Source organism: Catenovulum agarivorans DS-2 (genome assembly GCF_000568405.1).
In the GTDB taxonomy this organism is placed as follows: Bacteria; Pseudomonadota; Gammaproteobacteria; order Enterobacterales; family Alteromonadaceae; genus Catenovulum; species Catenovulum agarivorans_A.
Genome location: NZ_ARZY01000019.1, coordinates 1 through 24,450, shown reverse-complemented (window position 1 = coordinate 24,450; position 24,450 = coordinate 1). Strand labels below are relative to the sequence as shown.

Below are 24,450 nucleotides of genomic sequence, written 5' to 3'. Positions count from 1 at the left end.
GGGCTCGCTTATAAAAATTGGGGGCATTATTCGCTCTGAGTGTTAATAGGCTTTCCCAAGTTGCTCCACCAATCGAATGCCGCGTGGGTTTTGCGCTTGATATCAACCCCAACTAAATACAAACAAGGCACGAAAAATAATGTCACTAAGGTCGCCATAACAACGCCATACGCAAGCGACACAACCATTGGCACAAGAAATTTTGATTGCTCATTATCACCAGAAAGCATAGGTACTAGGCCAATAAAAGTGGTTAATGAAGTTAACAGTATTGGGCGAAAACGGCTGGTGCCCGCTTGTAAAATGGCATCAAACGGCTTAATCCCTTGCCGGCTTAGTTTATTTAGTTTATCTATTAAAACTAAATTGTCATTCACCACAACACCACTCGCAGCCAAAATACCTAACATTGAAAAAGCACCGTAATAGATACTATGCCCCCAATGCCCAAGAATCGAGCCCAAAAAGGCAAAGGGTATCGCCGACATAATTAATAGCGGTTGGCTATACGAACCAAAAGCGACCGCCATTAAGACATAAGCGACTAAAAACGCCATTCCTTCATAATAAATTACCTGATCAATAAAGGCTTGTTGGTCTTGATTTCGACCACTTCTGTCGGTCGATATTTCTGGATGGCGCTTGAGCCAATCAGGCATAAACTCTTTACGCACGCTGTCTATAACTTCAGCTCGATTCGAACCTGCGTATTCGGCCCAAATCCACACAACTTTTTTGCCGTCGCGCCTGATAATTCGATTTACTCCAGGCTTAATCTCTAAATCAACGACTGACATTAAAGGGATTTCACGACCATCACGCATGCGAATTTTCAGCTTAAAAATTGAGTCGAGTGCTTCTCGTTCACTACGTGAGTATCTAACTTTTACCCGAGCATCACCCCCAGCGCGAGGTAAACGTTGAACTTCTTGGCCAAAGAACGCTTGTCTAACTTGTTTACTGACTTCACGAATGTTTACCCCTATCGCATCAGCACCTGGTTTAAGGGTTAAGACAATTTCTTTACTGCCTCTATCGAGGTTGTCTCTAACCATAAACACATCATCATAAGTAGCGATATGCTCTTTTAATTCTGCTGCAGCAAGTGTCATCGCATCCAAATTTTCGCCACTGATCATAAATGCGATTCGCGGGTCACGGGTGTTTAAGGTTGTTTTAAAATCAATTTCTTCTGCATCAGGAATATCGCCAATAAATTCAGTGAGTAATGCTGTTGCACTGTCAATGTCCATGGCTCTGTGTTCCATTGGCACTAATTTGATGAAACTACGTATGTTGGTGTTGCCAATACGCGTATATACATGCTCAACAAACTGGTTATTTTCTAAATCCAGTTGCGCTATGTGTTCGTTTAGTTTTTGCTGTGCTCGATTAAGCGTTTCATGTACTTGTTGGACTCGTTCGAATGAGGTATTTTCGGGCATGGAAATATTCAACCGAATGGTATCGGCTTCGATTTTAGGCTCGAACGACTGCAAAATATGATTGTCGTTTAATAGCTTGATCGATGCCAGAAACGCCAGAATAAAAATACCGACAACTAAATAACGCCAATTTAGTAATACCCGCATAGCTGGTTGATACAAATGAGTAGCAGAATAATTTAAGCAGTTGGCAAATTGCTGCTGGCACTTTTTAAGACGACTTTGACGCTTGTGAGCTGAATATTCAGTCAAATGTTTTAAATGATTGGGCAAAATGCATAAACACTCAAACAATGAAAATAACAAGGCTAGAATGACGACAAATGCAATTGAGCGGGTAAACTCTGCAGTGCTACCAGGTAAAAGTGACATAGGAACAAACACAATAACCGTTGTGAGTACACCAAAAATAACAGGTTGGCAAACCTCTTTAACGCCCAGATATGCAGCTTGTTCACCCGATAGCCCTTTCTCGTTTGCTGCATGAATACTTTCGCCAATCACTATGGCATCGTCAACAACAATACCTATCACCATCATAAAGGCAAAAAGCGAAATCATGTTCAACGATATATCAAAGCTAGGCATTAACCAGAATGCAGCAGAAAATGCAGTCGCAATACCAATACTGACCCATAGTGCTACTTTGGGCTGAAGGAATAACAGTAGGGTAGCAAATACAAGAATCAACCCCATGGTTGCATTGTTAAAAATTGAAGACAGCCGACTTTGGTATGCATTGTTCCAGTCATCCCATATTGTAAGGCTTAAACCCTGTGGTAAATGCTTTTGCTTTCTTTCGATATATTGACGAATACTCTCTGACATTTTAGGTATGTTCATATGATCCGAGTTCATCACATCGATTAAAACCGCTGGCTCACCATCAAATGAAGAATACCAACGGCCAACTATAGGTCCATCAATAACCTTGGCGACATCTCTTAACCTTAACACGGCACCGTCACCATTACGGCGAATGATTAAATCTTCGAACTCGGTTTGCGATTCAGCGCGACTTCGTACGCTTAACGTGTATGATTCGGTTTCACTGCGAATGACGCCGGCCGACAAGTTTATTGATTGCTTTTTAATCGCGTCACTGACTTCATCAAAACTTAGCTGATAATAACTAAGCTTTTCTTCTGAAATTTCAATAGAAACCTCTTCAGCTGAATCACCCGTTACCTGAACCAGCGAAATAAGGGGGAGGGAACCGACCTCACGGCGAATTTCCCGTGAAACTTTGTTTAATGTAGCGGTATCGACCATGCCATGCAACGCAATACGAATCATTGGTTCACGATTGGTTCGCTCGGTGACCATAACCTTGTCTGCATCATTGGGTAGGCCGTTTACTGAATTTATTTTTTCACGAATATCATCAGCGAACTTACGTCTATCTATTTTTTCTTCACCCGTTACGGTGACAAAAGCTCGCCCTTCTAACGCACGTGAAACCGTATATTTAATGCCTTCAACATTTTTAATTGCCTCTTCAAAGCGCACGACAATTTGGTCTTCAATTTCTCTAGGTCCTGCGCCAGGCCAGCGCATAGAGATGTCCATAATAGGCAAACGCACTGTTGGAAAGGGTTCTTTTTCAACTGAGTAGAAATAGCTCAACGCCCCCGCAACCATAAGCAGCAACATAGCAAGATTAGCTGCGACCGGATTACGGATCCACCATAGCAACAATGAATTAGAAGGCATTGTTGTCTTCCTTATGTTGTCCGCTGACAGTTAAAGCGACACTCGTGCTCGCCTTATGCTTGTTATTTATCGGAATGACTTTCATTCCTGCTGTTGCCATTGCTAATGAAGAGGTGATCACTTTAGTTTTATTGGGTAGGTCAGCAACAACTATGTGATCTTGTGTGCGCTGCAAAACCTTTGCATCGACGATCAACAATTGATTATTTTTATCGACAACCCAAAGTTGACCATTATTCCTCAACGAATTTTTTGGCAATAAACTAACACCATCAACCCAAGCCCCTGCAATCTCTGCATGTACAAAACTCCCATTTAAAAGCGGAGTAAATTCACTTTTATAAGGGTCCTTCACTTGCGCGACTAAATATACAGAACGAGTTTTAGCGTCTATATTCGCTTCAGTTCGAACGATTTTACCTTGCCAACGATTGGCGCTTGGCTCCATTCCATCAAATAACTCAACCGTATACTGTGAATCGGTGTAATTACTAAAATACGCACTAGGCAAACGAATTTGCTGCAAATCATCTAGATTAACCGGTAGACGAATTTCAGCTAAATCTGTTGAGAATAATCTCGCGACATTGCTACCCTTATTAACATATTGGAAGCGGCTGACACTTTCTTTGGCAACTCTGCCATTAAAAGGTGCATAAATTTTTGTCCGTGCTAAATCCAATTCGGCTTTTTCAAGCTCTGCTTTCGCCGCAGCGAGGCTGGCTCTAGCTTGCTCTAATTGTGGCTTACGCAAGGCCAAATCACTTACTTGAGTTCTGCCTAAACTTGCCAGTTCTATTGCAGCCGCATCGGCTTCAGCTTGAGCATGTTCTAGTTGCTGACGTGCTTGAATCACTTTGGCCTGTTTTTGTGTAACGGCTAACTCATAGTCTGTTGGGTCAATTTCTAGCAATAACTGACCTTGTCGAATAATACCGCCAGAGACAAAGTTGTCTGCAACATAAACTAAATTACCACTGACCTGTGGTTTTAAATCAATTTCGTTAACCGCGGTAACTTCTCCTTGGCTATACGCTTTTAGTTGTAAATTTTGTTGCTTTGAAGGATAAGTAAATACACGGATTTTTTTTACCTTGTTCGGCCGAGATTTAGGCTCAGGTTGATTAGCGTTAAACCAGGCCAATCCGCCGTATACCAGTGAAATTAGTACCAATGGAGTAACGAGCCATTTAACCCACAAACCATAGTTAATAGACACAGAGTTAAAAAGCCTAGTATGTTTCATTTGCCTTTACCTCAAAATTGAAATGTTCGCCTAATGCCAATGTCAGCGTTACTCGATTAGATAAAATAGCGTGATTAACTCTTACTAAGTCAGCTTGGCTGTTAATACGTCTACTTTGAATATTAAATACCGAACTACTATTGGTGATTCCTTGCTCATACTGAGCCAATAACAATTGTTCAGCGGCTTGGATAGCATTAGTTGATTGAAAAATGGCACTTTTACGTTCATTTAGTTCATATTCAGCATATACGCTGCTTTCTATTTCTTTCATCGCGGTTAAAATTCGCTTTTGATAATTAAGCCACGCAATTTGCTCTTTACTGGCGTTTTTTAAATGGATATTCTCTAGCCTATCAGCGTCAAATATAGGCATTGAAATATCCGCAGCAAGGCGCGCTAGCCAAGATTGCCAATTAAACAAATCACGTAAACTGCTTTCGCTGCTACTAATATCTGCGGCCAACCTAAAACTCGGTAGATACCCCTTAGAACTAGATTTCCATTGATTAAACGCACTCGCGACTCTATATTCCGCAGCTCGTATGTCTGGCCTAGATTGCAATACGTTGGCTGGATTAATGCTTAATGAAAAATCAGCTATTTGCACTGGTTCAAAATTCAATTTAAGTGGTGAAGTGGGGTAGCGCCCCAATAAAATATTCAGCCGACTACGCGCAGCGTTCACACGAGACTTTTGAGTAGACAGCTGAGTTTCTATATTGTGCAAACTGGTTTTCGCCAAATATAAATCGACTGGTTTCGCTAAACCCAAGTCAACCCGGTTCAACATAGTTGAAACTCGTTTTTGTTGATTTGCAAAGTTGGCAGCAAATAAAGCTGATAACTCGGTGTTAAGGGTTAAATCTAAATAAGCTTGAATTACTTGTGCAACTAACGATTGCTGAGCATCTTGGTAATCTGCTTGCACTGCCTGCCAATCAGCACTCGCGGCGTTTTCTTGTTCAGCAAGTCTTCCCCAAACATCAAGCTCCCATGCAACTCTTAACTTATGTGACAAACTTTTGCTATCGATGCGCTTGTCATTATCGTTGAAACGTTCGTTGTAACTCCAGCCTGATGCAGCTGAAACATCCGGTAACAATTGGCCTTGGGCAATCTGCAAATCTGCTGCGCTCATTTGCAGACGCTGCATCGCGACCGAAAAGTCCGTATTCTGTGCTAACGCCTGAGCTATAAGGCCTTGCAACTCATTGGGTAATTGCAATAACTGCGTATTGTGCTGGGGCGTTGCCACATCAGATTGTAAACTCTGCCATTGTTCTGGAATTTGAATATCCATCTTTTTCGGTGCAACATCTGGCTTATGGCTGCATGCACTTAATAGCGCACTAAAACAGCATAGATATGCAAACCGTAACCATTTGGGCAAATTCAAAACTACACTCACAACTTACTTGTTAATAAATTCATTATAAAAAGTGTGGTAATACGTTTACACCATTTGGGTGTAAAGGTTGTGTAAATGTACAGGAAAACGGGTTTAGGCAGAGAGGAAATAATCAAACACACCACATGTAATTTAACATAACATATATTATCGGCTGTCAGAATATTGCTTCATTAGTTGTATCGATATCCTAGGACACAAAGTTATTCAACATCCGGTACATCATGTGAATCTGCATTTTCTGCATTCATTCTTTGTTTAGCTAAATCTTTGTCTTGTCGTTGATGTTCTCGCGATTTAATTTCAACACTTTGCTTATCTAAAGCTAATTCAGTAAACAACGAATAATGGTCCGAGCCCTTTAATTTAAATTTTTCCATTTTAACTAAACTAAAGTGATCAGAGTGAAATATATGGTCCAGCGGCCAACGCAATACTGGGATCATCGCATGAAAAGTGTTAAAAAAACCACGTCCTTCTCGAGGATCTTTTAATCCTGACAATTTCACAAACTCTCTGGTTGTCCGTGACCAAGCAACATCGTTCAAGTCACCAGTAACTATAGTTGGTACATCATCTTTGCTAATTTGCTTTCCCACCACTAATAATTCGGCATCTCTTGATTGAGAATAGTCAGCTTCTGTAGGACTTGGAGGTTTTGGATGTAAAACACGCAGCTTAATCTCTTGCCCCGATGGCATTTTTACACGCGCGTGAAACGAAGGTATTTTCGGCTCGATCAAATAACTAACTTCATATTTTTCTATGGCCAGCTTGGAATATAGATGCATGCCATATAAATTGTTTAGCGGTTTTTTAATTGAATATGGATAATCGTAAGCAATCCCACGATCCAACGCGCACTGCCAATCCTTGTCTGACTCCAAAGTTATAACTATGTCTGGTTTTGTTTGCTTTACCAGTGAAATCAATTCATCTTTATGTTGATTTTTCATTAGTACATTAGCTACCAGTACTTTGAGGCCAACTTGCTCTGAATTAGGTTGTTTACATGCTCTAGATGTTTTCTCCATCCAAGGTAAGAACCGATATAGCCATTTTGCTTGATATCCCATCACCCAGACATTTAGCAGTGTAATTGACCATGTTATTAAGCTATTTACATTTTCTGCTGCCAATGAAAAATTTATATACAAACCAAATATGCAGCACAGAGTTGCCAAGACAAAAATTTGCAACCTCGGAAATTCCCAACACCGTATTTTCCAATCACTGCAATTAAACATAGGTAACAAAGTCACCGCAGCTAAAGCAACGGACAGCACAATCCAACCAAATAAAAGCATTTATTATCCTTACTTAGCTTACAAACTAAACGTTTAGGTACCTAACCTAAGCAATAATCTAACCAGCTTTCATGTCACCACTATTCAATGGCTTTTGAAGAGTTACAAAAATAATATCGGCGGCCAAGTGTGTAATTTTTACATTAAAACACACTAATTTACTTATCAATTGAGTATATCGTGCTTGCTTAAGCTCAATGTTATATTATAACATACATAAAAAGTTACGTTATAACATAAATTCATTCTATAACTTCAAGATATAATCCAAGGTTTAAAATGCAAAAACTTACCAAACTCACTTTGCTTATCAGCGCTGTGTTGCCTGCTAGTGTGCTTGCAGAGACGCTAGAAGGTGTGATCGTAAATAGCAAAGGTACCGCTGTGGCAGGTGCCATGGTAGAAATCGAAGGTACTTCGCATCAGGCTAAAACAGACAAACAAGGTAGATTTTCGATTCAAGACCTTGAAGCCGGTGACCAAGACATCCATATTTCAGCGCTTGGTTATGCTCATTTACACAAAAGCGTTGATGTGTCGGCTGGCGAAAATAAAAAAATTGAACTGGTTTTAGAACGCTCTCCTATTGAGGTTATCGACGTCGTTTCCACGCCTGTACATATGTCGGTTATGGAATCTTCAGCGCCAGTTAGTGCTTTATCTGGTGAAGCCTTGCGCCAACAACAACTGTCAACACTTGGTGATTCTTTAGAAAAATTACCAGGTGTACACACTAACTTTCATGCGAATGTTGCCAGTACACCGGTTATTCGCGGTTTAAGCGGTTCACGGGTCATGATTGCTCAAAATGGTTTGGATGTCTCTGATGTATCACGAGTGGGTCCAGACCATGCTGTTGCTTCAGAAGCATCTACTGCTGAACAAATAGAAGTATTAAGAGGCCCTGCAACATTATTTTATGGCAGTGGCGCAGTTGGTGGTGTTGTGAATGTCGTAGATGGTCGAGTTCCAAAAGACAATGCAACCCGTGGCGAATGGACATTAGAAACAAACTCTGCTGACGATAAGAAACTTGCAGCTTTTAACTTGACGACAGGCGTTGAATCCATCGGCTTGTATGCAGATGGCTATTGGCGAGAATCGTCAGACTACGAAGTTCCAACTGCTGAAAATAAAATTGACAACAGTGCGGAAAAATCAAAGGGTTTAACGCTTGGTGCCAGTTATTTGTTTGACAACGGTTACTTCGGTGCGGCGGTTGAACAGTTTGAACGAAAATATGGTATTCCAGGGCACTCGCACGGACACGAACATAGTGACGAAAGTGTTTATGCTGACTTAACGCAAACTCGTGTACAATTACTAGGTGAAGTGAATTACCAAAATCAGTTGCTTAAGCAAGTAAAATTCAAAGCCGGCTTTTCTGATTACGAGCACGAAGAAATAGAAAACGATGCCGTTGGCACTGTGTTTGAAAACCAAACCAACGAAGTAAACATTGACTTGTTGCATAGCAAATTTGCAGGCTGGGAAGGCGGTGTAAGTTTACACTATAAACACAGCGATGTTGCAGCCCAAGGCAGCGAGGCCTTTACTCCACCTTCAACAACTCAAGCGTTTGCCGTTTCAATCATTGAAGAAAAACGCTTAGGAGATTTATTGCTTCAAGTTGGTGGTCGTGCAGAGCGGGTAACGCTCGATGCTGATTCAGTTCTTCTTCCCAACATTGATGAACATGATCACGATGATGCCAACTTAATTAGGGTGTTTGATGTTAAACAAACCTTCACGCCAATCAGCTTATCAACTGGGATAGTTTGGGACTTTACCGAAGGGTACAATCTCGGCCTTTCATTATCACGCTCACAGCGAGCACCAGCTGCTTCTGAACTATTGTCGTTTGGTCCACACATTGGGACAAGAACTTATGAAGTTGGTGCTTTGTTTGCGATAGAACAGCATGACGACCATTCTCATGTAGAGTTGTCTGAGCAATCAATAGATTTAGAAACAGCCAACAACCTTGATTTCACGCTTCGTAAAACCCAAGGTGACGTTGGCTTTGTATTTAACGTTTTTTACAATCGAATAGACAACTATTATAACCAAAAAGCCACAGGGTTATTTGCTGATGATGGTCACAACCACGACCATGATCACGAGCACGACCACGATGAACATGATCACGATACACATGATGCTGATGAGCACGAAGGTCAACTGCCCGTATATATTTTCGAGATGGACGACGTAACCCTCCGAGGGTTCGAGCTGCAATTAGCATGGCAGGTTTCGAGTGCATTTAAAGCTACCTTGTTTTCCGATTATGTACGAGCGAAATTAACCAACGGTGAAAACCTAGCGAGAACACCTCCATTACGTTTTGGTAGCAAATTTAACTATCAGCATCAAAATATCAGTGCACAGTTAGACGTAACTCGATATAGCACACAGGACAAAGTTGCTAACCTAGAAACCGCAACAGATGGTTATACGTTGGTGGACGCAAGCGTTGGTTACGATCTTCCCATATTTAATTTGGATACCACGGTATTTCTCAAGGGTACCAATTTAACTGACACACGAGCGCACGTGCACACGTCATTCTTAAAAGATTTAGCACCAAGACCAGGGCGCAGCGTAGCTGTAGGCCTTCGCGGCTATTTTTAATTAATAGATATATATAGAATTGTTGTAGGAGAAAACATGAATAATCAATTCAAACTTAATGCACTTGCCAGTGCATTAGCCGTACTAGCTTTGGCAAGTTGTGGTGACGCTGAAACTAACATAGTAGAAAAAGATTCTATCGAAAAACCAGATGAACATGATGATCACGGTGATGAATATACAATTGAATCTATGGGCCGTCTCGCAGTTTTATCTGCAGAAAATGCACAAGTTTCAATACTCGACCTAGATACAAACAGTTCAATTGACAGTTTTTCATTAACCCATACATCAAACAGTCTGTACGCTTCTGCTGGCTACCGCTACGCAGTCATTACAAGCAGAACGAACGACTATGTTGGATTCATTGATGGTGGTTTATGGCGAGAAGATCATGTAGCCCACTTACATGACTACAAACAACAACCAAGCATGTCGGACTACGAACTAACAGCAAGCCGCCCTACTCACGTCGTTACACATGACGGTCAATTGGCAGTATTTTACGATGGTGATGCTGAATCAAGTGCAGCAGCATCTGTGCAAGTTATTTCAGACACGGATATTGCTGGTTCACAAACCAATGTGAATACACTGACTTATACCATTAATATGCATGGTGTCGCTGAGCCAAGAGGTGAACACTTATTATCAACCATTCGTAGAGACGACGTCGAAAGCACTTCAGCAGCGAAAATTTTACCTGACCAAGTGGGTGTATATCATGCACACGATGGCGAATTTGAACTAGAACAAACTTTTGGCGTTACCTGCCCTGACCTTCATGGTGCAGCACAAAACGAAGAGTTTGTTCTATTCGGTTGTAGTGATGGTGTGCTAATGGCTGAAGAAAACGAACAAGGCTTTTCCGCAAGTAAAATTGCCAATATTGACGATTTACACGGCGGCCGAATCGGCACTTTATACGGGCATGAGGACAGCGAATTATTTATCGGCATAGCGGCAGCGCACGGTGGTAATACTGCAACTCTACTTGCAGTTAACCCTGAAGAAAACTCAATGTCTGTCCTAGAATGGCAACCTACAGATGGCATACGCCCTGCTGCATACAGCTTTGCGAATCACGGTGAATATTTTCTAGTGTTAGAAACTAATGGCACGCTTAATATTTTAGAGCAGCATGTACATGATGGTTCAATTGAATGGGAACATCATAAGGCTATAGATGTACGCGATGGTGATACAACAGCTATCCCAGATGGCATGTCATTTAGCTTAACGGTTGCACAAAATGGTCATTATGCTTATGTAGCTGATCCAGTCGCTAAACACGTTGTGCAAATTGACTTAGAAACTTTCGAAGAATCAGCAGAAATTGATCTTGGTTTCGCACCTAGCCAAATCACCTGGTTGGGTATAGCTGAAGAAGAACATGAAGATCACGACGAGCATGATCATCACGATCATTAATACAAACTAGTAAAGTGATTAAACACAGCTGTGTTGTCTTAGCTAACACAGCTGCAATAATATCAAAATCAACCTATGGCTAGTTGTATACTTTAAAGTTGCCAGTTACATGCTGTCATGCTCAACTTTTCCTATAAAAATTCTAAGCGGCATTTTTCATTTCAAAATACTTTTGGTGCAGCGTCATATAACCAACTAAGCACCACTAGTTTGCCTAATTATATCGCCAACAAAATAACCAATCTTGAATTTGGTGGCAAAAACAAACAAAACATAGTTGTGACTACAGCTAACGGTTTGTTTTTGCTTGAAAGTAATCTAGCTGGCTTGTAGCCTAAACCGAAACGATCTATAGGAGTATAAAGCGTGAAAAAAATAAATTGGGGCATTGTCGGCGCTGGTAGAATTTCAACCTTATTTGTACAAGACATGCAATATGTTGATAACGGGCAGGTTTTAGCAGTAGCGGCAAGAAACTTAGATAATGCAAAAACCTTCGCTAATAAATTTGCTATAAACAAGGCCTACGGCAGTTACGACGCTTTATTTCAAGATCCAGAGATTGATATTGTATATATAGGCACCCCACACAATTTTCATTTTGAGCAAGCCAAAGCCGCCATTTTAGCGGGTAAACATGTATTGTGTGAAAAGCCGATGACAGTTTCATCAGCTGAATGCGAGCAATTAACTCAATTAGCCAAAGCAAACAATGTTTATTTAATGGAAGCAATGTGGACCTACTTTTTACCTGCAATTATCCAGGCTAAAAAGTGGGTTGATGAAGGCAAAATAGGCCAGCTGAAACATGTAAAAGCAGACTTTGGTTACCCTATGCCTTATAACCCAGAAGGGCGAGAATACAACCCTGATTTAGCCGGCGGTTGCTTGTTTGATATGGGCATTTACCCAATAGCGATTGCCAATTACTTTTTAGGTAATGATATAAAATCTATGTTTGTTTCAGCTGATTTTGCCCCAACAGGTGTAGATAATGACGTTAGCATGTTTGCAGAGTTTGCTACAGGCAAAGCGAATCTAGCCACTTCATTTCAATGTAAGTTAAACAATAATGCTTATATTATTGGCGACAAAGGTTACATAGTTTTGCCTGATTTTTGGCAAGCTAAAAGCTGTTCACGCTATGAGTTAGACGAAGAAGTTGAACGTTTTGAAGACCAAAGACAATCGCTTGGATTTAACTTTGAAGCACAAGCCGCTGGCCAAGATTTACTAGATAATAAACTGAAACCATCCGTGGTAACCCACCAACAAAGCTATCTATTTCAAAAACATATAGAGCTTGTGAGGAGACAGTTTTAAGGTGTTAGTGGTAGGCTTAGCTCAAACTGTCTTTAATCGATCTAGCCAATTGTTTGCCATTAATTTGTTTGGCTTATTTAGCATGCCTTGCCACATACTTCGTCAACTGTCCTTTCCACGCTTCAGACAAAGTAGCTAGTTCAACCGCTTTGGCAATTATTGGTAAACCTTGTGCGACATCTTGGTTGTAATAGGCATTAAACAGAGTTTGTACCGACACGCTGTTTTGTGCTTTTTCAACCAATTCTAACTGTTGATCTGGTGCTACAATGCCTGTTTGCAATACTCTAAAATAAATACCGGTTTTGGCTGATTTGGTGAACAAACGTGGCATTTCTGCGTTATCAAATTTAAGCCCGAGTTTAAAACAAGGTACACGAGGTTGGCTGACCTGTAATAGACAATTGCCGATTTTGAATATATCACCAATTTGAATACTAGCTTCGTCTAATTCTGAGAACGTAAAGTTTTCGCCAAAGCTACCAAAGTCTAATTCTTTAATACAGAGTTTATCTTTCCAATATGTGTAGTGAGCAAAGCTATAAGCATAAACGGCTTTGTCTACCCCTCCATGGTTGCGTAAATCGGCTTGTTCATCACCCTGAATATGATCAGTGAAAACCTCTACGGCTTTATGAATTGGCTTTTTAAAAATACCAGTTTTAATTTGACGAGTACCGTAATTAATCAATTGTTTTTTAGAGACATTGATTGAAAGAAGCTGCATGAATTCATCCTTTTAAGCGGTATACACCTAATATATCAAAAGAAGTTAGATTTGTTAGTTTAACTTAAGAATTTTCAGATATTCAGCCTCAAGCAAGTAACTTATGGTTACTTACCCTAAATACGGGAAAACAACTTGTTATCCCGTGTTAAAATTAAATGCAAAGAAACATTAAATTTGTGGATCGAACGATTCGTGTTGAGATTGTCGGCTACGCGCAGCATCTTGCTCTGCTCTTACCACATCATCGTCATCAATCGACAAATTAGGTAAAGCTTGGTCGCAAACATCCCCGCCCATCTTTTTTACTTCTCGGCAAAGTTCAGTGACCTTACTATCCATTATGTGTAAATGGTCAAGTATTCTACCAATGTGATTTGCAACTGGATCAGGGTTATCAGCGCTCACTGCGTAAGCATCAAAACCATATTTTTCAGCTATAGCTTTGCGTTTTTCGGTTACACCGTTTTCTGTTGCCTGTTTAGGTTTAGCTTTAGAGGTCACAACCTTGCCTGGTATACCAACAACTGTTGCGCCTTCAGCTACATCTCTAACCACAACAGAGTTAGAGCCAACTTTGGCATTTTCCCCAATGTAAATGGGGCCCAATACTTTTGCACCCGCACCTACCACAACACCATTGCCGAGTGTTGGATGGCGTTTACCTTTATTCCAACTTGTACCACCTAAAGTTACCCCATGGTACAAAGTAACATCATCACCTATTTCAGCGGTTTCCCCTATCACCACGCCCATACCGTGGTCGATAAAAAATCGACGGCCAATGGTCGCGCCAGGGTGAATTTCAATACCGGTTAACCAACGCGCTAAATTGGAAACAAACCGCGCTAACCATTTCCAATTTCTTTTATACAAAGGGTGGCTAAGGCGGTGCCACCAGATGGCTTGCATGCCAGGGTAGTTAGTTAAAACGTCGATAAAATTGCGCGCAGCTGGATCGCGGTGAAAAACCGAATCAATATCTTCTTTTAAGCGCTCAAACATATATCAATCCTTTTATTTAGCTAGCTTATCAATTGACGACAAAATACCGCGCAAAATATTCAATTCTTGTGTTTCAGGACGCGCACGGTTAAATAAGCGGCGGAGTTTAGCCATTACCTGTCCAGGGTGATTTTTTACAATAAAATCTGTTTTCGACAATGTACCTTCTAAATGAGTATAAAAGCGTTCTAAATCTTCTACTAATGGATAAGGCTCAACGTCTGATTTTATTTCAGTATTAGCAAGATGCGCCATGCGCACTTCATAACACAAGGTTTGTACTGCAGCTGCTAGGTTTAACGAGCTGTAATCTGGATTTGCTGGAATAACCGCATGAAAATGGGCTTTTTGTAGTTCGTCGTTGCTTAAACCATTATTTTCACGGCCAAAGATTAATGCAACCTCGCCTGTTTGCGCTTCTTCAACCAATTTAACCCCTGATTCTCTAGGGTCCATAACAGGCCACGACAAGGTGCGGCTACGGGCACTGGTTGCAACAACTAGTCGGCAACCTTCAATTGCTTCATCTAAAGTTTTTACAATTTTTGCGTTACCTAATACATCTGTTGCGCCCGCGGCTAATGCACTTGAATGACTATCTGGCTCTTGTACTGGGTCAACTAACCACAATTTAGATAATCCCATAGTTTTCATCGCTCGTGCAGTTGAGCCGATATTGCCAGTGTGCGAAGTGTTAACCAAAATAACGCGGATATTGTCTAACATGGTATGAAGTCCCGTGAATAGCTAGTAGCAAGGCCGCGTATTCTAACACACACATTGTTTTTGTTAAGGTTTGCGACAAGTTTCTATTCCACAATAAAACTCACCTGATCACTCATGCCCGACTGAGCTAACGCAACTAAGTTATATTGGCCTGCTTTGTTTATTATAAGTCTATCGCTAACAATAGGCCTGTCGTTTAAGAACCAAAAAATAGTTTCATTCGGCTCATTGGTAACAAGCTCTAGCTGAATCGAGTCGGTTGCATTGCGGCGAATGAAACGGCTTTGATCTTGTATTGAAGTTATCAATAATTCACTGCTGCTTGTGCTCAAATTTCGACAGTTTGCTGATAACTTGGGTAATAAATTTTCTTGTTTCCATTCAGTTGGTAGCCAAGCATTTAACGATTTTGGAAACACAGCTTGCGAAACTTTTTGTGCTTGTGCGCTTGCACAGCTTGTATAAGCACGGTGGCCACTTGGCTCTAGCCAATACTGAATGTTTAAAGCTTCGTTAAAACCAGCCGTGTGATGATTCATGCTCGGCGGCGCTTGCAAGTTGTATAACCAGCTTTGCTGCTTGAATAAACAACTGCCTTCTTCTGTTGTTTGGGATTGTTTGCCCGATGGCCAACAAGTATCAGCTTGACTAACGGATGTTGGTTTAGTCGGTTTAAAGTCTGATTCAACTTGTTTGGCAATTTGCATAAATAAAGGCAAAGCATTTTGCGTACCTGTGTTGTCGAAAATTGGCTGCGCGTCCGCTCGCCCGACCCACACGCCAATAATGTATTTACCACTAAAACCTATCACCCAAGCATCTCTAAAATCATAGCTTGTGCCCGTTTTCCAACCAATTGCAGAGGTGGCAATTGGCTGCTGCTCAAACTGCCAATTAGACTGCTGCTGACGCAAGATATTTTGTATTATCCAAGCAACACCTGGCTGCATGGCAAATCTTGTTTCTAGTGCTTGTTCTTTACCAAACCTAGGTATTACGGCAATACCTTGATTTAACAAACTCGAATAAAGTTGCACTAAACTTTCTAGTTGTGTGCCCACTCCGCCTAATACTAAAGCTTGATTGGGCTCAGCATGTTCGGGCCAAATCAATTTGAGCCCAGCATTTTCTAATTTTGCGGTGAGCGCTTTGATAGAGCAATGATTAACCACTTGCAACACCGGAATATTTAAACTTTTTAACAAGGCTTGCTTAGCAGTAACTGGCCCCGAATATCCCCCTAAAAAATTTTGAGGGCTGTAGTTGCCTCTGACAACTGGTATGTCTAACAGCAAACTATTTTCGTGAATAAGTCCAGATTCAATCGCATCCGCATATACAAAAGGTTTAAGGGTTGAACCTGGCGAGCGGATGGCACTAATCATATCAACTTGGCCTTTGCGTTTTTGGCTGTAAAAATCGGCAGAGCCGATGTAACTGACCACTTCGCCATTTAAGCCATGCATCACCATAACTGCAGCGGATATTTCATCACCTAACTGGGTTACATGCTGTTTAGTTAAAAATGCCAAACGTTGTTGCAGTGATTTATCGATAAAAGTTTCAATCTGGTTTTGCTTTTGCTGGCGTAAACGCCGACTCAACAAAGGTGCTATTTGTGGCTGGCTAAAATAATCAGCATACACAGGCAATTGTTTCAACTCATCTACTTGTTGCTGTGGCCAAACTGAATATTCAGCCATTCTGTCTAATAATTTATTACGCGCTTGTTGTGCATTATCTGGGTGTCTGTCTGGTCGATAACGTGAAGGCGCTTGTGGCAAAACAGCTAACAATGCAGCTTCTGCTTTAGTGAGGTGAAGCGATTTTTTATCGAAATAAGTTAGGCTGGCTGCCTCTACCCCCTCAATTACACCACCAAAAGGTGCTAAGTTTAGATACATATCTAATATTTGTGTTTTATCAAAGTGCCATTCAAGCTGCAAAGCACGCAATATTTGTTGACTTTTACCCAGTAAACTTTTTTCATGCGGATGCAGCAAACGTGCAAGCTGCATAGTTAACGTTGAACCACCTGAAACTATTTTGCCCGAGCTAATGCCTTGCCAAAGCGCTCGAAGCAAAGCGACAGGGTTGACCCCGGGGTGATAATAAAAATATCTATCTTCGTAAGTTAATAATGCCTGAAGGTAATATGGACTAACCGAGCTTTGCTCTACCTGAAAGCGCCAAATGTACTCTTTATTGCTAAATGCGCGCAGTAACTCGCCGTTGCGGTCGGTAACCACTGTTGCGCTGTCGGTTAATTTAGTTAGATTTAGTGGAAAAACTAAATCTAAAACCTTGAGTGCAAACAGCAGTAATACTAGGGCAACAACAAGCTTTTTAATGTAACGCTGGATTATAACTTTCAATACTCACTCGCCCACTTTCACCGACCGCGCGTAAATCAGCTTGATACATAGATTCAACCAAAGCAGGCGGATGAATAAATTCTCCTGGAGTCACGGCTTGCACTATATAAAACACATCGGTTGGTGCATGACTAGAGGTATTAATTGCGGCAATAAATCTATCGTCTCGGCCTGCTTGGTAGTCAACCGAGCTACGTTTCACTAGCTGCGCCATACTTTGCTGGGCAAATTTAACTTTATGAATGTCCAGGTGCTGCTCGATATCGCCTCGTTCAATTTCAAAGCCTGCGGGTAACAAATCAACCAGCATTAGGTCTCGATAACTCTTATCACTGCTTACCTGCAACCGCACTAAAAACCTTTGGCCTGACTGGACAAAAACATCATTAATATCTACTGGATTACCAAATAAATCGTAATAACTGCGTTCAACTTTTAATTGTTGGCTGCTTGTCGCGGTAATTTGTTCTGGGTAACCTTGGCTGATAACACTGACAAATAAGTCTTTTTTGGAGCTGTTCTCTATGCTTGTTTGCTGAATATTTAAACCGTCTACTCGATAAAATGCAGACTGTTTATCTGGCCCTTGATATTCGGCCTCCGCAACATTGAGTTGATAGTTAAACGGCTCAGAAAACTTTTCAGCTAAAGCTAAATCAGCTAACACCAAAGCCATGCGTTGTTGGGTATTAAACCAAGATTTGTGTTTGAGTTTTTGCCATAACTCAAAACTTAATGCTTGTGCCCATTTTGTTGCGAGGTTATGTTTCAGCAAAATATTTACCGACAGCGCCAAGTCTCGTATTTCACTGTTGTAATCGGCTGAATATTGTTTTTGGTAAGTGATATTTCTCGCCTGTTTAATCAGTTTTCTGCGCTCTTTGGGTATGCCTTTCAGATCAAACGCAGCGGCTAATTGAATAACAGGTAAAGGCGATTTGGCATGATTTACTTGTTCAGCCAATTTATGCATATGGGTAAGATTTACCTGCCTCTGTTTGGCCAATATATAAGCTGCATAACTGCGGGTGGCAAACTGGTAGTGCAACAAGTCACCATAACCGTCGTTAATACTGCTGGCACGTAAAAAATACGCCAAGCGTTTAAATAATAAATCGATTTTTTCTTGTGGTACTGCATAACCTGCTTCTTGCGCCGTTAATAAAACATCAGTGGCATACACAGTTAACCACGAATGTTCTACCCCACGGTTTGACCATAAACTCAGTCCACCAGATGGCGTTTGTTTAACTAAAATACCATCTATACCCTGCTGGACAGTTTGGCTTAACGACTGCTCAGCCAAAACATCTATATATTGTTCACGCATGTTTGGCGGTAATACCAACCAAGGTAACAATCGGCTGGATGTTTGCTCTAAACAACCTAATGGAAATGCAAATAATCGGGAAATTTGCTCAGCCAATGCAAAATCAGGGCGGTTGCTCATTTGAATGCTTGATTGCACCTGTTGATGCCAGTTCTCTAAATTAACTTGCAACTGCTGCTTATCACCTGCACTGAGTTGAAATTGTTGATATTGGCGCTCTGCAGGGTATGGATGACGCACAGCAAGTTTCCATATGCGGGTTAACTGAAAAGGCTCGGCGTCTGTTGTTTGATCAGGCTGATTGGTTTGTTTAATGGCTAAATTTAATTCAGCTAGTTGTTGAATTGCATCTCTTGCATCCAACTTAAAATTAACTTTAATGCGCTGCCCAGGTTCAACCGAAACCTGAGAGTTAGCCAGCTCAGCTTTGATGCCTGTTGCTTGCAAAGTCAACGCTAAATCCATATCCGTTTGGCTGGTATTGGCTAAATCAATAACGCCAGTTGCTGTATCACCTACCGCAATAAACCTTGGCAAGTTAATTTGGCTAACCAGTTTATCAGCAACTTTAGTTTCAGCTGAGTTTGCACCAAATTTGTTGGCATCAAAAGCAACCGCAACTAATTTTAATTTGCCGTTAAAATATGGAATAGGCACTGCGACATTGGCCATACCATTTGCATCCACAGCTGTGGGCTTAGATAAAAACGAGACTAATTGCACTTGTGCAGCCGCTTGTTGGCCACCATGCGAAAGTGCTGCACCACCGCCCCACAATATATTGGCTTTGGTTAAATCATTGGCAGCAATAATCTGATTAAAGTTATCGCGCAACACCACAGGATATGCGCGCCGTGCAAAAAAGTAGTCGAACGGCGATGGCATTTTGTAGCCGTATAAATTTAATATGCCCACATCTACAGCGGCCAAAACAACTTTGGTGTTTTCACTACTCCCTTCTACTTTAACCGCCACATTTAATGTTTGGTCTGGTTTAGTTGTCTCAGGCGTATCTATTGCCACTGTCAGTTGGCGCTGTTCTCGTGCTAATGGTAAATGCACTAAGCCGAGTGCTCGCTGTAGTTGGTTATTTTTTGAAGCTGGAGAAACAACCACTGCGGATAAATAAATATTGTGCTGCTGCCAATCACCTACGGGAAATTCAATTAGGTTTTCGCCTTTGTTAACGGATATAGCTTGTTGATATAACAAGTCTTCCGCTTCAATCCGTAACCAACCTTGGCCTTGGTACGGCGAGTGCAATTTAACTTTGCCGACATCATTATTTTGGTAACCGGCTTGATCAAATGCGAGTGTAATTTGGTCTGGTTTAACTTGGTTACCGTGATCTTGTGCCCAATACGAATACCAGTCAGGTCCAGCATTAAAAAATAGTTTGCTTGTGCGTCCGTCTTTTTTTGACTTAACAATTAACTGGTATTTACCCCATTTAACCGGCAATGAAACTTTTAAAACATCGGTAATTTGTTGTGATTTTTGCCAAACAGGGATTGTTTCAACTTGCTCTATACGCTGCCAACCACCACGCTCATTGTGCTGCCAAAGATAGCTAGTTTTGTGCCAAACTAAACTGACCAACACATCATCTTTTATTAACTGACCTGATTGTTTTGCGCGAATTAAGCTAAAGTCTGCAAGGCTATTTTGTTCGCTAGTTAATTTTTCAAAACTGGGTTTAATGCCAATTAAACTTGAGTGAGGCCACCAATATTTAGTAAATTTTTTAGTAACTTTCCGACCGCCTGATTCGTATAAATTTGCATAACCATTTATTTCAAGTGCAGCGTCAATTCGGCTCCATTTATCTGCAATGGTTAAGTTAGCTTGGCCTTCTACATTTGTATTCACCGTATTAATGGCATAATAGTCAAGCTGTCCTAACTTAGAATTGTCACCAAAATAAAAACCTGGGTGATCTGCTAGTGCATTTTCTGTCGTGCGAATTGCGACATTGCCATCCATTCTATTATCGCTTGCGGGTGCTCCGTATAAATAAAGTGCTTTAACGGCCTGTTGAGCATCTCCAGCTTGCTCCAGCAATGTTTTGTCATCTATTATTTCAATTGCCATTCGCTCTGGCATAAAGTCTTCAACTGTAAAATTGTGCCGATATATTTTGTCGTTGAGTTTAAACAAAAGTTTATATTGGCCTGTTGCAACTTCATCTGCCAATTGATAACGATAAGAATATAAACCCAGACCATCTGCGTCAGGCTGCAGTATTGTTTGATTTAAACTTTTACCATCTGCTGAAACGAGCTCGGCTTTGATTGGAAAATCTGCAACACGTTGGCCATCTTGGTCACGAAGCAAAGCATAGTATTCGAGCATTTCACCGCGGCGATATAGATCTCTTGCGCCCCAACTAAATATCTCAACCGGTAAGTTATTTCTACCAGTGGTTACAAAGTCAGTTAAATTCAGTTTTTGATAACTGGTTAAATCAATTAAATTAAAATCACCTTTGCTGCTTGCCGTTGCAACAACAGCAGACAATGATTTATCGATAAAAACTTGCCCTTGTGCATTGGTAGATTCAGCCCAGTCTATCTGCCGTCCTTTTCTATCAAACAAAGTAATTTTTACATCGGACTGAGGTTGCGCTGATTGCTGCTGATATACAGTTAATAAATACCTTTCTTTATATTCTCTAACTTCAAGTGCTAACTGGCTGACATTAAACAAAGCCGTTTGTGCTTTACCATACTCGCCATGCCCGCGCATAAAGGCCATGTATACACCTGGCTCTTTCAGCGCTTCAATACCAGTTGTTGATAACACCAGTTGCTGTTTTTGATTTTTGTCAGCCTTAGTTTGATATTTACGCGAATAAACCAGTTCTGCTTGTTTGATAATGGATTGAATGCGGTAACTACGTTGCTCAGCAGTTGCTTTTTGCGTTAATACACTGCGGTATTGCTCTTCTGATAAACGGTAAAATTCGACATCAACATAATTTAGGTTCACGACAACAATAGGTAAACCTTCAGAAAAACTAGGATTTAAAATAGAGCCTGATTGCAAAAAACTCGCACTTGGCTGAACTTTTGGTGTGGTAAAACTGCTTTGGAAAACATCACCAAGTTTTTCATCTTGAAAGCTGGTTAAATTCGCCCGAACTTTGATTGTATAAGATTGCTCTGGGGTTAACCCCGGAAAATAAAGATTGGTTTTAGTGTCATCTAAAACCCAACCACCATCGACTAATTGTTCTTTGCTGGTTAAATCTATATTCAAGTTTAACGACTGGTTTTGTTTGATAGGTTTAGATAAACCGACCCAAGCCGCTGGTTTGCCTTGGTATTCTTTAAAACCAGCACTCACTACAAAAAATTCTTCAATTTGACTGTAGTCAGTTGCAACTTGCTCTGGTGAATTTGCAGCTAAGTTAAAAGTGCTAAAACCTGTTAATAAAGTGCATGACAACAAACATGCTTTCAATATTTTTTTCATTTATTTTCCCTAATATCGAGTGCAACTTGATTTGCACTTAAAAAATTTGGTTCAAATTGCTATTCTGCGTTTTGACCGTCGAAAGTAGCCATATATCCGTTGGATGGCAAATATTTATAATGAGCTATTGGAGCAACGGATAACTAAACAAAAACAGGTGGGTGAAATTAACCGCTGAGTGTAGCATTACCGGCCAGATTATTTGGCCACTTTTATAATACACATAACCGTACCCTAAGCTGGCTATGGTGGCACAAATAGCAAAGCCAGTAGAAAACGGTAGATGCGCTAACCCAAACAGCACAGCAATAATTGGCACGCCCCACACACCAATTTTATGTGAAAAAGAGCGTTGTAAAACCCCGCGAAACAAACATTCTTCCGCTGTCACTGTGATAAACACCATGCTAAGGCCGAATAATAAAATGTTGTCAGGTAATTTAAAGTCCCAGTTAATCACGCCAAACAATAAAGCCGAAGCAAATGTAACAACAAGTGTGGCGGCCGCAACGGTTAATAAGTGGCGAGTCGTTTGACGAGCTTTTTCATGCAGCCCGCGTTGCCTAAATAAATAAAACAATAAAGCTATCGCCACCAGTGCTTTATCAAAATTTATATAGAAAGTGTGTGGCACACTACTGTCGCTAAAAAGCCTGTCTTGCCAAATTAAAATATTATTAAAACCTGGCACTAAATGCAGAATTAGTCCGACAGATGCGACTGTCAGTAATATTATTTGGCTGGTTTTCTGCCAAGGTTTATTCGGCAACCAGCCACAAAATGTGATGAAAGCGACTGAAAATATCGCGGCTTTAGCTTGAATAAAATTGCCGAAGACAGCGAGCAATACAACTAAAATAAGCGAGGCAAAAATCGCCTGAGTTTTATATTTTGAAAAGACCATTTCCATAGAATAGTTTGTCCAATTTGTTCCGTTACGAGTTCGTGTTTTTTAACTCAGCCGATTAGTAGGCAGGCATCTAACCACAATACAGGTAAAATTTAGCAAGCGTTCTGCTCGATAAAATCAAGCAAGGCATTTAACTGTTGCTCATTGTTTAAACGTAAAGCTGGCGAGCGAGTTAAGCTTGCATAGCCCAACATTAGCGACAACATATTACGTGCAAACATTTCAGTTTGTTTGCTATCGCCTAAACAGGCAGCTAAGTTTGCAGCTATGCCTTGTTCAAGGCCTAAAAAGCTTTGATTAACCATTTCTAGCGCCTGCTCGGGAATACAACTTGCTTCGTTGATGCTGAGTGTTAACAAACAACCTGTTTCAGAAAATTCATTTAAAATATGTTGATAAAAGGCGCGTATGTTGGCTAAACCAAGTGGCTCTCGGGTAAAAATAGGTGCAACACAACTACGCTCTTTTTCGATAAAACTAGCCAAAATAACAATAAACATAGCTTGTTTGTTACCAAATTCGTTATACAAACTTTTTTTGTTTAAGCCTGTACATAACATTAAATCAGCCATTGAAGTTGATTCATAACCCTTAGCTAAAAACACTTTGGTTATTTGTTCTATCACAGCTTGTCGGTCGTAATTTTTGCTTCTTGCCATCTTAAATAAATCACCTGAAGTTCACATCAGTTATATTCTAAGTTTGGAGGGAATTATTTTCGCAAAACCGCTGTAAATACATCCTTGTACGCTTCACTTTTTCATCCATGAAAAAGAAATTTTGCTCTAAATAATTCCTCCATACTTCTACACAAACGCATTTTACACCATTCGGTAAAAAATACCTTGCATAAATAAAGTAACTCAACTAAATTATTTTACACCAATCGGTTACTTAAATTTTAAAGCAAGGAAATCGCCATGAAGCTATACCACCTATTTGCATACGACCGCTCTTTAAAAGTTCGCTGGCTAGCCAACGAACTAAATTTGCCACTACAAATTATCCAGCTAGATGCAACTCAACGCGCACATAAAGTTGAACCGTTTAAATCAATCAACCCACATGGGTTAATGCCAACTATTGAAAAAGACAACGGTGAAGTTTTATTTGAAGCAGGAGCAATTTGTTTAGATATTTGCCGCGAGCACGCACCACAATTAACTCACGAACAAGATATAAAATTTATGCAATGGTTGTTTTATTTTGCAAGCTCAGTTGACCAACTTAGTGGCGGAGTCATTGGCCTTAAAGTTTTTGGCGAAAAAGAACAAGTGCGCGAGGTATTAGAAAAGCGCATTCCACACCAATTAGATGCAATGGAACAGCACCTTAACAGCCAAGATTATTGGTACAACAATCAATTTAACCTGAGCTGCGCATAAGAAAATGAACT

15 protein-coding genes are annotated in these 24,450 nt (G+C 40.6%); 4 read left to right on the top strand and 11 right to left on the bottom strand.

Annotation, left to right across the window (positions count from 1 at the left end; all coding sequences use genetic code 11):
• Positions 1-26 precede the first annotated feature (26 nt).
• From DS2_RS10825 to DS2_RS10810, 4 genes are all read right to left on the bottom strand, one after another.
• Positions 27-3,158: an efflux RND transporter permease subunit gene (locus DS2_RS10825; RefSeq protein ID WP_035014797.1), complete on the bottom strand. Its 3,132-nt coding sequence runs from the start codon at positions 3,156-3,158 to the stop codon at positions 27-29.
• Complete coding sequence (locus tag DS2_RS10820; protein WP_035014796.1) at positions 3,148-4,404, bottom strand: efflux RND transporter periplasmic adaptor subunit; 1,257 nt, start codon at positions 4,402-4,404, stop codon at positions 3,148-3,150. Before DS2_RS10820 ends, DS2_RS10825 begins: the two co-directional genes overlap by 11 nt.
• Positions 4,391-5,815, bottom strand: a complete 1,425-nt coding sequence (locus DS2_RS10815; protein ID WP_152537592.1) for a TolC family protein — start codon at positions 5,813-5,815, stop codon at positions 4,391-4,393. Before DS2_RS10815 ends, DS2_RS10820 begins: the two co-directional genes overlap by 14 nt.
• Positions 5,816-6,018: 203 nt before the next feature.
• Positions 6,019-7,122 carry an endonuclease/exonuclease/phosphatase family protein gene (locus tag DS2_RS10810; RefSeq protein WP_035014794.1) on the bottom strand — a complete coding sequence of 368 codons (1,104 nt, stop codon included), beginning with the start codon at positions 7,120-7,122 and terminating at the stop codon, positions 6,019-6,021.
• A 279-nt stretch (positions 7,123-7,401) separates the two neighbouring features.
• Between DS2_RS10810 and DS2_RS10805 the strand changes: the two genes are divergently transcribed.
• The 3 genes from DS2_RS10805 to DS2_RS10790 all read left to right on the top strand — a co-directional run bounded on the left by DS2_RS10805 (position 7,402) and on the right by DS2_RS10790 (position 12,507).
• Complete coding sequence (locus DS2_RS10805) at positions 7,402-9,753, top strand: TonB-dependent receptor (RefSeq protein ID WP_035014793.1); 2,352 nt, start codon at positions 7,402-7,404, stop codon at positions 9,751-9,753.
• A 36-nt stretch (positions 9,754-9,789) separates the two neighbouring features.
• On the top strand, positions 9,790-11,184 hold the full coding sequence (locus tag DS2_RS10800; RefSeq protein WP_035014792.1) for a hypothetical protein: 1,395 nt from the start codon (positions 9,790-9,792) through the stop codon (positions 11,182-11,184).
• A 366-nt stretch (positions 11,185-11,550) separates the two neighbouring features.
• On the top strand, positions 11,551-12,507 hold the full coding sequence (locus tag DS2_RS10790; RefSeq protein WP_035014790.1) for a Gfo/Idh/MocA family protein: 957 nt from the start codon (positions 11,551-11,553) through the stop codon (positions 12,505-12,507).
• A gap of 73 nt (positions 12,508-12,580) precedes the next feature.
• Here the strand turns inward: DS2_RS10790 and DS2_RS10785 are convergent, their stop codons facing one another.
• The 7 genes from DS2_RS10785 to DS2_RS10755 all read right to left on the bottom strand — a co-directional run bounded on the left by DS2_RS10785 (position 12,581) and on the right by DS2_RS10755 (position 23,713).
• Entirely contained in the window at positions 12,581-13,234 is a 654-nt protein-coding gene (locus tag DS2_RS10785) for an MOSC domain-containing protein (protein WP_035014789.1), read from the bottom strand.
• A gap of 171 nt (positions 13,235-13,405) precedes the next feature.
• The gene (gene cysE / locus DS2_RS10780) at positions 13,406-14,239 is read right to left on the bottom strand and encodes a serine O-acetyltransferase (protein ID WP_035014788.1); all 834 of its coding nucleotides are present in this window, start codon (positions 14,237-14,239) and stop codon (positions 13,406-13,408) included.
• 12 nt (positions 14,240-14,251) lie between these two features.
• Complete coding sequence (trmJ, locus tag DS2_RS10775; RefSeq protein ID WP_035014787.1) at positions 14,252-14,965, bottom strand: tRNA (cytosine(32)/uridine(32)-2'-O)-methyltransferase TrmJ; 714 nt, start codon at positions 14,963-14,965, stop codon at positions 14,252-14,254.
• Positions 14,966-15,048: 83 nt separating this feature from the next.
• Positions 15,049-17,340 (bottom strand): penicillin-binding protein 1C, encoded by a 2,292-nt coding sequence (gene pbpC / locus DS2_RS10770; RefSeq protein ID WP_035014786.1) that lies wholly within the window; start codon positions 17,338-17,340, stop codon positions 15,049-15,051.
• Entirely contained in the window at positions 17,312-22,144 is a 4,833-nt protein-coding gene (locus tag DS2_RS10765; protein ID WP_035014784.1) for an alpha-2-macroglobulin family protein, read from the bottom strand. Before DS2_RS10765 ends, pbpC begins: the two co-directional genes overlap by 29 nt.
• Positions 22,145-22,268: 124 nt before the next feature.
• On the bottom strand, positions 22,269-23,054 hold the full coding sequence (locus tag DS2_RS19910) for a CPBP family intramembrane glutamic endopeptidase (RefSeq protein ID WP_051479798.1): 786 nt from the start codon (positions 23,052-23,054) through the stop codon (positions 22,269-22,271).
• A gap of 92 nt (positions 23,055-23,146) precedes the next feature.
• Positions 23,147-23,713, bottom strand: coding sequence for a TetR/AcrR family transcriptional regulator (locus tag DS2_RS10755; RefSeq protein WP_035014783.1), 567 nt, complete (start codon positions 23,711-23,713; stop codon positions 23,147-23,149).
• Between the two features lie 261 nt (positions 23,714-23,974).
• Between DS2_RS10755 and DS2_RS10750 the strand changes: the two genes are divergently transcribed.
• The gene (locus DS2_RS10750; protein WP_035014782.1) at positions 23,975-24,439 is read left to right on the top strand and encodes a glutathione S-transferase family protein; all 465 of its coding nucleotides are present in this window, start codon (positions 23,975-23,977) and stop codon (positions 24,437-24,439) included.
• Positions 24,440-24,450: the final 11 nt, after the last annotated feature.